Annotated in this window: 10 protein-coding genes and 2 riboswitches; of the genes, 1 reads left to right on the plus strand and 9 read right to left on the minus strand. The window is 39.4% G+C overall.

The features are described from left to right. Positions 1–25: 25 nt before the first annotated feature. The 9 genes from PO903_RS21155 to PO903_RS21195 all read right to left on the minus strand — a co-directional run bounded on the left by PO903_RS21155 (position 26) and on the right by PO903_RS21195 (position 12,659). On the minus strand, positions 26–598 hold the full coding sequence (locus PO903_RS21155; RefSeq protein WP_137220808.1) for a GNAT family N-acetyltransferase: 573 nt from the start codon (positions 596–598) through the stop codon (positions 26–28). 144 nt (positions 599–742) lie between these two features. Further along, positions 743–1,333, minus strand: coding sequence for a nucleotidyltransferase family protein (locus tag PO903_RS21160; RefSeq protein WP_273594480.1), 591 nt, complete (start codon positions 1,331–1,333; stop codon positions 743–745). A 37-nt stretch (positions 1,334–1,370) separates the two neighbouring features. Continuing rightward, positions 1,371–2,165, minus strand: a complete 795-nt coding sequence (locus tag PO903_RS21165; RefSeq protein ID WP_273594481.1) for an aminoglycoside adenylyltransferase domain-containing protein — start codon at positions 2,163–2,165, stop codon at positions 1,371–1,373. Positions 2,166–2,307: 142 nt separating this feature from the next. Beyond that, on the minus strand, positions 2,308–5,133 hold the full coding sequence (locus tag PO903_RS21170) for a DUF3863 domain-containing protein (RefSeq protein ID WP_273594482.1): 2,826 nt from the start codon (positions 5,131–5,133) through the stop codon (positions 2,308–2,310). A 324-nt stretch (positions 5,134–5,457) separates the two neighbouring features. After that, positions 5,458–6,351 carry an L-serine ammonia-lyase, iron-sulfur-dependent, subunit alpha gene (sdaAA, locus tag PO903_RS21175; RefSeq protein ID WP_137220814.1) on the minus strand — a complete coding sequence of 298 codons (894 nt, stop codon included), beginning with the start codon at positions 6,349–6,351 and terminating at the stop codon, positions 5,458–5,460. 26 nt (positions 6,352–6,377) lie between these two features. Beyond that, entirely contained in the window at positions 6,378–7,043 is a 666-nt protein-coding gene (gene sdaAB, locus PO903_RS21180) for an L-serine ammonia-lyase, iron-sulfur-dependent subunit beta (RefSeq protein WP_069329889.1), read from the minus strand. A 76-nt stretch (positions 7,044–7,119) separates the two neighbouring features. Then, a riboswitch (glycine riboswitch) is annotated at positions 7,120–7,198 on the minus strand. Between the two features lie 3 nt (positions 7,199–7,201). Further along, positions 7,202–7,312: riboswitch (glycine riboswitch) on the minus strand. A 218-nt stretch (positions 7,313–7,530) separates the two neighbouring features. Next, positions 7,531–8,322, minus strand: a complete 792-nt coding sequence (locus PO903_RS21185; protein WP_069329890.1) for an SDR family oxidoreductase — start codon at positions 8,320–8,322, stop codon at positions 7,531–7,533. A 126-nt stretch (positions 8,323–8,448) separates the two neighbouring features. Then, positions 8,449–11,244: a PAS domain-containing sensor histidine kinase gene (locus PO903_RS21190; protein ID WP_273594483.1), complete on the minus strand. Its 2,796-nt coding sequence runs from the start codon at positions 11,242–11,244 to the stop codon at positions 8,449–8,451. Between the two features lie 32 nt (positions 11,245–11,276). Beyond that, entirely contained in the window at positions 11,277–12,659 is a 1,383-nt protein-coding gene (locus PO903_RS21195) for a sugar phosphate nucleotidyltransferase (RefSeq protein ID WP_137220820.1), read from the minus strand. A gap of 359 nt (positions 12,660–13,018) precedes the next feature. Between PO903_RS21195 and PO903_RS21200 the strand changes: the two genes are divergently transcribed. Beyond that, a complete protein-coding gene (locus PO903_RS21200; protein WP_069329893.1) occupies positions 13,019–13,714 on the plus strand; it encodes a response regulator transcription factor in 696 nt (231 codons plus the stop codon). The last annotated feature ends 12 nt before the right edge of the window (positions 13,715–13,726 follow it).

Raw genomic sequence — 13,726 nt, forward strand, 5'->3', positions numbered from 1 at the left:
AAGCATATTTTTGTAGCTGTGTCTCTTACTTCCCTTGAGAAGACGTCTGCTCAAGTTGCTCTGCTTGCTTCCGCTCTTCAAGATAAGCTTCAAATCGCTCAGGATGAACCACTTTACGCATCAAATGCATCGGTCCTTCTCCTTTACCTGCATCTCTAGAACGGATACTTTCATATCCTCTACGTTCATACATTGGCAGTAACCATGGATGTTTCTCCGCAGTACCCAGTGTAACCGCAGGCGCGCCTACTTCATCACGGATAATATGTTCTTCTACCCAATTGAGTAATTTGCTACCTGCACCTGTTCCTTGTACATTCGGATCCACTGCGAACCACATAATAAACGGTAAGCCCGTCTCAGCGGTTAACTCTTTGACCCGTTCAGGATCAGCTAAAGTCACTGTCGCTACGATCAAGCCATCTTGCTCTAGTACATAGCATTTATTGTGCGTAATATTATCTTCAATTAATGCTAGATCAGCATGAGCTGCTGGCCACGTTAATCCTAATTCACGAATAGTCACATATGCTTCATATGTGATATGAAGTACACGCTCTGCATCTTCTACGGTTGCCAAACGATAAATGTCACTCAATTCTGTCACCTCTTTATTCCGACTATGTTCATCAGATTATTAAATATAATCTAACATTGATTATACCACTTTTCTAATTGATTTTTTCTATAAGTAATTTTCTATAAGTAACGATGGATGATATGAATCCTTATTTTATATGATCTACTTATCGACAATCGTTAGACGATTCCATGTGTGTTGCCAATTTTTTTGTTGAACACGTTGCTGATAAATATGAACGTCTCCGCGTGTCTGAAGAAAGCGTGGATTGACACGTATCTTCATTTCAAATACATCTTCAAGTCCACAAGGAGCGACAAGAATCACTTGATCATCTTCATCTAATCGTACTCCTAATGCTGTCGCAGTTTCGGGAAAGCATGAGATAGCATCTACTGTAGAGGTGTAAGGTTCGATACGATTGGCGATATGCATTCTTGCTTCATTTTTGACTGACCACGGCACTACTGGTTGTATACAGGATAATTGACGTTCCCACTCTTTTTCATTATTTTCATCCAGCTGGTTGGGATCGTAATAGACTACATCAATATCAGCAAGTACTGTGCGAGGTTCAATCTGATGTAACCTATCCCAGATCTTCGAACGGACAAATCCTGCACATACCCAGCTATCCGGCAGATTCAGATGTCGTACACTGCGCAAAATATCCATCATCCAACGATCATCTTCAATCCATTGAACAATCGTCTGCTGCCTGCTTTGCTCTTTGTCACTATCATATGTAGACATGTCTGTAGCTCCTCTATACCCTGAATTGTGCTCCTATTTATACGGTTGAATCACTGAGCTGTTGTTGGATTTCATTTACCATATATTCGGCAAATGCTTGTAACTGTACAGGTTCCAATCTTGGATCATCTATACTGCCACTGTACATATCAAGGCAATTACGAATAAACTCAGAGTAGGTAGAAGGCAATGCAGAGATTCCCCATTCCCCTCCTTCTTTTTTCGATGAGACGGTATGTTCTTGAAGAAACAGCAAGATCCGACACAGGTTAAGTGTGTAATATACAGGTGAATCTATTATATCTGTAGATACATGTTCTATATCTAACAAAATCGATTGAATATACAAATGAGGATCGATTGGCGCAAATACTTCGGAGATCTGTTTACCATATAAGGTTAGACCTCGATGATATGTAACAAAAATATGGGCTGCTATATCGGTATCTGTATCCCCTCCGCAAATATAATGTGTATCTGTACGATAATTTTCGCGGTGATAGGCTGAATAATGGAATTCAAATGGAGTCGGGTATACAAAAGGGTTTATATCTTTTTGCAATAATATACTCAACTCGAGCCCGTTGCCGTATATTAAATCTTCTTCTACTATTAGAAGTTTTTGAGCGATATCTAATTTCAATTGCTGACTGATTGCATCTTGTACCACAATTAACAAATCAATATCACTCTGTTCAGGATTGAACCCACCCATCGCCAAAGAACCATGTAGATAAATACCGACTAGATTATCTTCTAATACTGTTTGAAATAATTCTGTAATACCTTTAAGTTTATAGGCATGATCTGAGATATGAGGCTGAATATTCAATATGATCGGCTCCTTTTCAATACCCTATTTCACCAAAATATCCTTCTATCTTCTTCCTTTTAGATGGTATCGTCAACCATAGACAAGGATCTATCAAAAAAAGCATCCCTAATGATCTAGGAATGCTTTTTGATATACTATTTTACTGATAATCTACATCTTCGGTGAAATGAATCTGTTGCAATCGTTCTTGAATCCGCTGAACTTCAGCTGATGTTAACGGTGCGTTAGGCGCAATCTTATAATTACGTCCAGTCACATAACTAACTTCAGTATGACTGTCAAAAGCATATGGGGTCTGCGGAACAGGCGTTTTTGTATAATCAGTAAAATCAATCACTGACCATGCTTGATCTCCATCGTGCTTGCGCAAAATTAGACGCTGATATTGATTCTCTGTCCATAGATAACGAGTATCGGCTGGCGAGTTATTACCATCTAATGCCGTCGTATAACCGGAACCTCTGAACATCAATGTAAATTGAGCTTGATCATTGGTAGAACCCGACTTCGTTCGATACGTTTGCCCAAGTTCATTGATCCCTACAATATGCACATTACGTCCTGCTGGAAAATGATCAACAAAGTCTTTCCATCCATTTAGCAAATTATCATGACGTAACACCCAGTTTGTATCAATCACAATAGATAGATAGTTAACGGTGTTCATCATTTGATAAGGATTATCGACATATTGCTGCGCAGTATACAATTGCGGTTCAGCATTAGAGTCTTTGACATACGGATCACCCGGATGAATCGTCCACCGGGAAGACTTTTCTACATAACGTGAACCGATAGGATCGATTGTTACTGGATTCATAAAGACGGCTCCACTATTATCTAAACTTCCCTGTGCAGGCACCAATGGATTATGCTCATTCGACCAGTAAGGCATCAATGGCGAACCTTCTCCAAATAATTGATTTACATTATATTGCGTCGCTGCCCAGCCCATATAGGATGTAATCTCAAAATGATCTTTGAGCCATGTCACTTGCTCGGGATTGACAGCAAAGCTAGATAATGAAGTTGGACGATATGCCGCTGGAATACTTTCAAATACCGATGGTTGTCCGACTGTACCTGATTCATGCAATGTATTCATAGCATTATAGCGATACATATACAACCACTCATTCATCTCATTGCCCCACTGTGCTAACGTATAGTGATTGTTCGGATAACCAGACAAAATACCGACTTCATCTCCATACAGATCAACATACTGTAAGACTTGATGCAATTGAGGACGATTGCTTTCTTGAAAAACAAAATTGTTATCAATTGCCCATGTCAGATGTACATTCGGATCAATCTGAGCAAGCATACTCCGCATCTGCTGCATTTCAGCTAGGGTAGTTGATGAACCTGATCCACCTTCTAACATCACGGATACTGCAAAATATTGTTTTCTACGCTCACCAGCCACTACGTTCAACTCAAATTCTTTATGGAGATATACGCTAGTCGAAGGTGATGTCACACTGATTTGGACAGGAATTGTGCTACCTACCGGTGGGATATTATGCACATTGATAATCCGTCCTTGCTCATCAATAATACCCGTATTATTTTCAAATCGAATATGAAGATCGGCTGGCAAATGTTCAGAAGCAATCGGTTGACCATATACATCTTGGAGCACATACTCGATACGCCATGAATCTGGCTTAATCGATACCGATTGATCTAACGTATATGTGTCCAGATAGACAGAACGAATCACATAATCTGGCTTGTATTCCGGTTCTTCAACAGGTGGAGTCACTGGTGGTGCTTTGATTGTCACCATTATCAGGGTCTCGATCTTAAGATCAAGCTTCGCTTGTGGTGAGACAATATGAAGTTGAACAGGAATTAATCCGCCTGTGGCTGGAATATGTTCAGGATGAATAATTTTGCCCTGTGTATCAAATATATTTAATGGATCTTCAAATTGGTATGTCAGATCGGATGAGACCCGTTCAGGTAAAGCAATCTTCTGACCCTGATACCAGAAATAAAACGACAGTCGATATGCACTATATGTTGCAGGATCATTCCACAGTACAGGCGCTTCTATATTCACCCGATCAAATACAAATGAAGGTTCCACTGGAGGCAACACAGGAGGTGCGACGGGCGGCACAGGCACTTCTGGATCAGGACTAGGGTTGTTGCGATCATGGTCTTTGTCTTTAGGATTTGCCCGGCTACCTGTCAGTTCAGGCGTACTATCTACAGAATTTGATCCAGACGTTGGTTCAGAATGATCTTTTTCTATTATTACAGGTGGACGCTCGGGAGTCAGTACAGGTGGAGTTGCCTCTGTAGAGCGGCTTGCTAACAACTGCTGTGCACGCTCCTGTAAGTTATCTCCTGATTGCAGTACCCGATAGGCTACCAAAATAGCCGCTTGACGTTGTACAGGTTGCTTGGGTGCAAAATGATGCTGCTCATTGCCTTGCATCAGTCCTAATTGCTCCATTAACCACACACTAGATTTCGCATAATCTGAAATATCGGCTTGATCTTCAAACGTTGATACATTCGTCACCTGTTGCTGATCAGTCAAGCCAAGATAACGAGCATACCAGACAGCGACATCTTGACGACTAATCGGTTGCTTTACACCAAATTCGGTAGCACTGATTCCTTTGGTAATATCATACTGATATAAAGCACTAACATAAGGAACTGCCCAAGGTGATACATCGGTAAAAGGGAGTACCGTTCCAGGTTCTGATGTCCAATTTAAGCTTTTAACAAATACACTTGCCCATTCTTGTCTAGAAATAGAGCGTCTCGGCTGAAAGCTGCCATCCTGATAGCCTGTAATGACTCCTTGTGCCGACAATGACGTAATAGCATCAACAGCATAAGATTGTCTAATATCTGTAAAGGCTTCTTTGCTCATCGCTGATATATCGGTGGCATTAGTACAGAACAGCAATACAATCAACAAACAAGCTATATATTGCTTCATATGTGTTGACCCCGCTTTGGATATCATATAATTAGTTATAACCTGTTCTATCTCAAACAAGCTATAACGTTGTATTCACCTCCAAACACATCTTATGAACCTATAATTTGAAATTAAATTCATACTTTAGACCCATCTAAGTAAGTAAATATATTTAATCTAGGGTAAAAGTTGAGCAACTATACTACTAATTTATTTACGTATATATCGAATTATACAACAATTTATCGGAATATTAAGGAAAGGTTTGAAGAAAAATCGAAAAAAGTCGTTTTATTATAAACGACTTTCTTCATTTCACTTCAAATAGTTCATGCGAGGAAGTTAATTTTTATTTTCTTGTCTTCTACGTCTTAATTCTTCAGTAATTTTGCGTCCGGTTGGTGTCTGTGCTAATCCTCCGCGGGCCGTCTCACGATGCTCACTTGGCATAGAACGTCCGACTTGTAACATCACATCGACCACTTCATCTGATGGAATAGCGCTACGCACTCCAGCAAGTCCCATATCTGCCGCTGCTAACGCATTCACTGCACCTAATCCGTTACGAACAATACAAGGAATTTCGACAAGTCCAGCGACCGGATCACAGATTAATCCCAGTGTATTTTTGAGAGCCAATCCTACAGCATGCATAGCTTGCTCGGGTGTACCTTTACGCATCTCGACCATCGCTCCTGCTGCCATCCCAATTGCTGAACCGACTTCTGCCTGACATCCACCTTCTGCGCCTGAGATCGAAGAATTGTTGGCAATCACATAACCGATCGCTCCTGCTGCAAATAGTCCTAGAACCATATGAGCATCATCCCAACCAAAACGTTCTTGCGAACTGACAAATACGCCAGGAATAATGCCACATGAGCCTGCGGTTGGTGTAGCAATAATACGACCCATCGAAGCATTGACTTCAGATACAGCTAGCGCATACGCCATCGCACGAGTAGCATCACTGCCTGAAGAAGTTTCTCCACTTAACATATACTCATGCACACGGCGTGCATCTCCGCCCGTTAGACCGCTTCGTGAAACGGTATCTTCTGTAATTCCGCGATGTACTGCTTCTTTCATCACTTGATAATAATCTGCCATCTGCTGGATCACTTCAGGTTCACTAACCCCTGTTTCTTTTACTTGTTCTTCAATCATCAGTTCCGCAATCGTGAGTGAACGTTCTTCACATAACCGAACAATATCTTTTAACGTGCGAAATTGCATATTCTATACTCTCCTTTGTCTTTCATTTACTTCAAGTCTATAACAGCCGCACGAGTTACATAAGGCAATTGTAAAATACGATTCAACACATGCGGATCAGGCGCAGTATCCAATTCGATAACAGTCATCGCTTCACCACTACGAGCTTTGCGATCCACATCCATAAATCCAATATTGAGTTCCGCATCACTAAGTGTGCGTGTAATATCAGCCAGTACACCTTTACTATCCGTGTGTTCTACAGCAAGCATCGGATACTGACCAGAGCCTCGTACATCGAATCCATTTAATTCATGAATCTCAATATTTCCGCCACCGATCGAAGCACCTGCTACTTCAGCTGTTTCTGTTCCATGCTGTACAATAATTCGCACAAAGTTAGGATGCGGATAATTGCCTGTGCCTTTATCAAAAGAAATCGTTATCCCTTGACGATCGGCTTCTTCTGCTGCATCTGGTAAGCGATCATCATCGGTATCATAATCAAGCAGACCACCGACAAGTGCTAGATCTGTACCATGTCCCCAGTACGTTTCTGCAAACGAACCATACAAAACAATCTTTACATGCTCAGGGCATACTCCTAAAAAATGACGAGCCGCTCTTCCTAGACGAGCTGCTCCTGCTGTATGTGAACTAGACGGTCCTACCATCGCCGGCCCTATAATATTGAATACATTTTTAAAACGCATAAATTCCTCTTCTCCCTTATCACCAAAATATGCGCGCACAAAAAAAGACAGGGAATAGCCCGCGCGTGGCTTATTCCTCTGTCCTCGTTACCTGAGAGTTTGGACCGAATCGTATCGGTTGTACTCCTTGGGTGGCTGGTATGCTCTCTCCAGAGTTGCATCCGATAGCGGTTCGGGTACCTGAGAGATTAATCAATCATCGCCAAATGATTAACTTGCTCCTTCGGTGGTGGATCACATACATCCACAGACTCTCCCTCTATCTTCATGTGCAGTTATTTATTTGAATGGTTCGTTATTAGTTAAATCACGTGAATACGTTCGATACCTTTAGCTTAATTCAGCACACCTGACACTGTCAATTGATTGATTTGAAAAAGGATACTTTTGTGCATAAAGACAACAAAGTCCTTTCCCGATATGCTCGAAAAAGGACTTTGATAGGACTAGCATAGTATCATTTATCTATCTATACTTGTAGATACAACTATCCTCGTAATAACGATTCTGCGCCATCTACAAATATCTCTGTACCTGTTACATGTGAAGCTTCACTAGAAGCCAAGAATAGCACTAGATTAGCCACTTCTTCGATTTTACCAGGTTCGCCTTTAAGCGGATGATCGCCTTCTGGGAATTCCATTGGAATTTCGACTTCTTTTAGATCGTCACTTGGATACGTATTGTCGTCGATTTCGGTATCGATCGCTCCCGGACAGACCGCATTAACTCTGATTTTATAGCGTGCAAGTTCTAGCGCCGCCATTTTCATAAATGCTACTTGCGCTGCTTTGGTTGAAGCATATGCAGAGAATCCTACATTAGAGAATACACGATTACCATTGATTGAACTTGTAATAATAATACTACCGCCCTTTTCTTTCAAATGAGGGATAGCGTATTTTACAGTTGCAAATGTGCCTCGTAAATTAATCTCTACCGTTTGATTCCAATCATCTATTTCTAATGTTTCAATAGGGGCTTTGCTACCATTGATTCCTGCATTCGCAAATACAATATCCAATTGACCTGCTTCAGCCACTACTTGTTTCATAGCACTTTCAATCATTTCTGGTTTGGAAATATCGCACTCAATCACATATGCTTTTCCGCCAGCTTTTTCAATTTCGGCTTTGGTTTCTTCTGCATTTTCAGGCGTACGATCTAACATATATACAACAGCACCTTCTGCCGCAAATCGTATCGCTGATGCTTTACCTATTCCTGATCCGCCACCTGTTACTGCTGCTACTTTACCTACTAATTTTGTTTCTGCCATGTGGATAAACCTCCATATTTCAGAATGTGTTTGTACTAGATAACTGTTTTTTGATACTCACAACGTTATCTGTTTTCCTATTGTAAGTACCCTAGCAGACAGAACAATGAAACAGATGACAACGTATTATTCGATAGAATGTGCAGAATCATTCTTTTTGGGCTTCGGTAAAAGAACAGAAAAGACAGAACCTTCATTCGGTCTCGATACAAAACTTAATTCACCCTTATGATCGTTAACAATTCGTTGCGTAATATATAATCCAAGCCCCGTTCCTTTGATTTGATGTTCAGACGCAGAACTTGCTCGGAAAAATTTTTGGAAAATACGAGCTTGATCTTCAACAGGAATACCTATTCCTGAATCTTCTATAGATACACGAATCTGATGAGGTAATTCTTCAATCACAATATGAACAAGCGATTCAGCAGATGAATATTTAAGCGCATTACTGATTAGATTCTGAAAAACTTGAATTAAACGATGATGATCACCAGTAATAAAGACTTCATCGACCCCTTCATGATGAAGAATAATACGATCTCTCGAATCTGGATTCCATTGATGACAGATTCCTTGTAACAGTTCATATAAAGGAATATACGTCATATGATATTCGGCATGATCTGCTTCGATGCGCTGAATATCGAGGAAATCATCTAACAAATGAGACAATCGTTGCCCTTCTTGATGAATCGTTTCTATAAAAGTATGTCTTTTCTCAATCGACATATCCTGATAGATCATTAACATTTCGATATATCCCATCATCGCTGACAAAGGAGTACGCAACTCATGAGAAACGACACTAATTAACTCATTTTGCATTTGTTTGACCTGTTCTTCTTCTGTACGATCCCGAAAAACAAGAATAACACCATGTTCAATCTGTTGCACGGTATCGGTCACTGGAGTGACATAAAGCGATAAAATCTTTTCATTTTTCAGCAATACAAGCTCGCCTTGATTCCAATGAGGTTCACCATTTAAGAATTGTTCTAACTTTTCAATCCATGATGATGTGCCTTCAATCAGTTGATCTTCAATATGATGTAACAATTGCTGTACCGAGTAGCCGGTATAATCTTTGATTTTGAATAGCGATAACATCGTAGGATTGATAAAAGAAATGATTCCTTTCGAATCACACATCACAATACCTTCTTGTACCGATTCAAGTAGATTCCCTGTAATACTTTTCTGCTTTTCAGCTACACCCTGCTCTTCTCGCAAGCGATCATTAAGTGCTTCTAATTGACGTTCATGCTCATGGCGCTGTGCACGTTCTTTTTCCTGCTGGGTTAAATCATGTACAAAGAAAGTCTGAAAAGAAGATTCTTCTGCCAAAATTTCACTCCGTGTCAGTTCCACCTGAAAAGGCGTATCATCCGAACGTATCGCTGTAATAGAATGATTGGAGTCTTCCTGCTGACTTGTGTCGATAACCAATAGATCTGATAAAGGCCTGCCAATGACCTGTTCACGACTGTACTTGAACATCTGCTCTGCCGCAGGGTTAAATTCTGTGATTTTCATCTGATGATCGGTTGAAATAATACCGTTAATCGCATATTTGAGAATAGCCCTTTTCTGTGATTCACTTTCAGCGAGATCAAAAGTACGTTCGACTACACGAATTTCTAGATTTTCTTTATCCCGTTGAATTTGCAAAAACTGATTCTCCAACACAAGCGATACCAATTTGAAGTTCTCGATCAACGCATGAAATTCGGAAATATTGCTGTTAGGCCAATCAATAGGCGTATCTTTAACCAATTTACGTGGAATATTGTTAGACGCTTTGGCTAATTCCAGTAAAGGTTTGGTAATTTTGCGACTAATCGGTCGTGCTAACAAAATCGCAATACCAATAACGATCAGAATCGTAATAATACTCTGAATATAAAATATATAAATACGTTCTAAATAAAACGCCGCTGTCAATTTTAAAAGTAATCGATAATTATGATTTAGTGGAATATCCATAACAAAGTACGACTCCTGCCATCTCTCGATCAGGGTTAACCGATTTAACGGAAAATGATGAAAAATTCTTGCTCCGTCTGCTGTTTCTTTAATCATCAACGATTCATAACTTCCATCTTGAACGAGTTGTTTTGTTGTCTTATTATCTAGTGTGCTGTACATGGACGAACCTAACGGACTAACCAGAACAGAATCAATATAGAAATTTTTTTTATATTTATTCATTAACGGTTTGACTGTACGCATATCCGAAAAACTACCTTCAATATCTTGCTTATAAATATAAGAAGAACGTTCCAAATACGAAGAATACAATCCTCGAATATCTTGAAATTGCTGATGACTGCTAACGGTCAATAATAGCAATGACGTAAAGATAACAAAGGCAATTAAATACTTAAAAATAATTCGCCCCAACGAAATCGTATACGTAGGCTTAATATCTATTTTGATACGACTTATAATACTTTCTAACAAAATCGAAGCGATCAATAAATTGATAATACTGTTAAAACTTTGTTCCAGAATAACCAGTGTCATCATCTTGATTCCCATTTCATCAAGACGGTACTGGTACATTAAGAATACTAAAGGGAGTCCGATACATCCCCAGAATAAAAGATCACCTTTAAACAAAATACCTTTATTAAACCACTTAAAATAAAAGTACAAAAACAAAATTTCCAAGCCAAACAAGCCGGTCATGAAAAGATAAGACCCGCCAAATCCAAAAGGTATATTTATAGCGAGTAAAGCAGGCGCAGCAAATCGTAATCCGTAGAGACGAAAAATAATCAAAAGTGCTGCGCTGCCAAGTGCAAATCGTAAATTTAAAGATAAATCCCATTTAAAATAATTACCTGCTATGCCCAAGATCGTTAAGATGATTGTTCCAATCCAAGGCGATCGGAACCAAAGAAGTATTCTGTATTTCATGACTAACGGTCCTTTCTACCACGGACAGCAGGTTAACCCGAAAGACCTTCTGATAACAAAAGATCTGGATTCACTCCAGGATATTCGTATCTAAAAATGTCAGTCTCCGATACAGCTTTCCCTATCTGTGACTCAATAAATTCCAGTTCGCCTTCTGAAGCGCTAATATAATGTCTTATCCCAGGCTCTACGACAATCACATCACCTGGAGATACTATAGTTAGGACTCCATCAAGGCAAATCTTGCCTATACCTGATACAATAGTCCATACTTCTTTACGTAACTTATGTTCATGATAACTAATCGATCTACCTGACGTGATGACTACACGTTTAGTCACTGTTTCAAGTCCACCTTCATCTTTACGATGAGAAAGAATTGTTTGTTTTCCCCAGAATCGTTCTTCAAAACGTGGGGCAATTTCTACTTGCCCGACCATATCTTTAATGCCTGTTGCATCTTCCCGATCGGTAACTAATATGCCATCAGGTCCGGCAACCACGATAATACCTGGCACATTCCATACACTCACGGGTATATCTAATTCGTTGATAATTCGCGTCTTATCAGATAACGGAGAAATGTATCCTGAACCCGTGACATCAAAATCCATTTCACGAATTAAAGAGTCCCATGTTCCCAGATCGCGCCATTCTCCATTAAACGGTAATACTGATATATGACTTGTTTTTTCTACAACAGCTACGTCAAAGCTTGTTTTTGGTAACGACAAATAATTGCTTAGTAAATCATTATAATTGGAGTTCCATCCTTGATGATCCATATGATCTAGCAGAAATCCTAAGCGAAATGCGAATACACCGCAATTCCACAATGCCCCTTTATGTATTAAGGATTGGGCAGTGATAACATCTGGTTTTTCTATAAATGAACAAACACCAAAATATTCCTTATCCACCATATCAGACAACAATGGTACAATATATCCGTATTTGTCTGAAGGCTCGGTAGGAGAAGCACCCATAAGAACTAAGTCATCACCAGAATTCTCTAAGATAGATGGAAGCTTACGCAAATGCTCAAAAAATTCATCACCGGCATAACCGTCTACTGGCATAACTCCTATCATTTCATCACGTTTGGCACCGGCATGATGATATAAATATGAAGCTGCTAAAGCGATTGCTGGAAAAGTATCCCTTTGCGCAGGTTCTTCGATAATGGTAGCATTTATACCAATTTGTCCTCGAATCAAGTCAGCTTGATGCCCGCTAGCCGAAAAATAAGCTTGCTCGGATAGCCCTGCATCTTGTAATTGTCGCCATATGCGCTGAAGCATACTTTCAGGCTGACCTTGATGGCGAAGAACGGGAAGAAATTGTTTGGGACGATTAACGTTCGATAAAGGCCACAGACGTTTACCTGACCCACCGGACAACAATATCATGCGCATATATGAAACCTTCTTCCAAAAAAATTGTAGTAAATCTTAAAAAACTGTTCATTTTAACTGATTATGCCGAAAATAAATGTAAAGAGTCGAATGATACTATAGTCCTATTCCATTTTCTCATGTATATTTTAAGAAAGTTCTCTTTTCTGTATAAAATTTCATGCTAATTGATTCGCATTTTTTTAACATTTGGATTACTTTCATTATATTCAAAAATGAAATAGTACTATTTTATTGAAATTCTGTTCTTGATTATTCTATACATGGTATTTAAATATTGTCCTATTAAACATGGTATAGAATAGGAAAAGGGAGATATTCAACAAGCCTATTATTTTTCATACAGGAGAGTGACAGCGATGTCTATTAAAGTTCTTCTTATTGAAGATGAGAAAAGTCTGGCAGATATGATTGCATTTTTTCTTCAAGAAGAAGGTTACCTTACCGAAATGATTCATGATTCCAAAGACGCTATTCAAAAGTTGTTTCATTTCAAACCCGATATTATCGTAACCGATCTTATGCTTCCTGATATGGATGGAAGTGAATTAGTCAGTCAAATCCGCAAACAATCTACCGTACCTGTATTGATGATATCTGCCAATACGATGCTGAATGAACGGATCAAAGCACTGGATAATGGTGCAGATGACTTTTTGTGTAAACCATTCAGTCTCAAAGAGCTGGATGCTCGGATCAAAGCCTTATTACGTCGAAGTGGCCCGACCATTATTAATGAACCTAAAGTCAATGTTTCGAAAGACAAAAAAGGTCGTATTTCTGTGAATGATTATCGTCACAGTCTGTTTGTAGAAGAACAAGAAGTTGAAGTGACACATATTGAATTTGCGATTATGAAAGAACTTTATAATTATCCAGGTAAAGTATTTACCCGCAATGAATTGATGGATCGTATTAAAGGAGGAGATCGCGCTTATCTGGATCGTACCATTGATGTACATATTTCCAGCTTACGCAAAAAGATAGAACGCGATCCCAAAAACCCTCAGCATATCCGCACCGTCTGGGGTACAGGATACAAATACGTAATGTAACGAAAAGCACAT

The organism is Paenibacillus sp. PK4536 (assembly GCF_028594455.2).
GTDB lineage: Bacteria > Bacillota > Bacilli > Paenibacillales > Paenibacillaceae > Saccharibacillus > Saccharibacillus nuruki.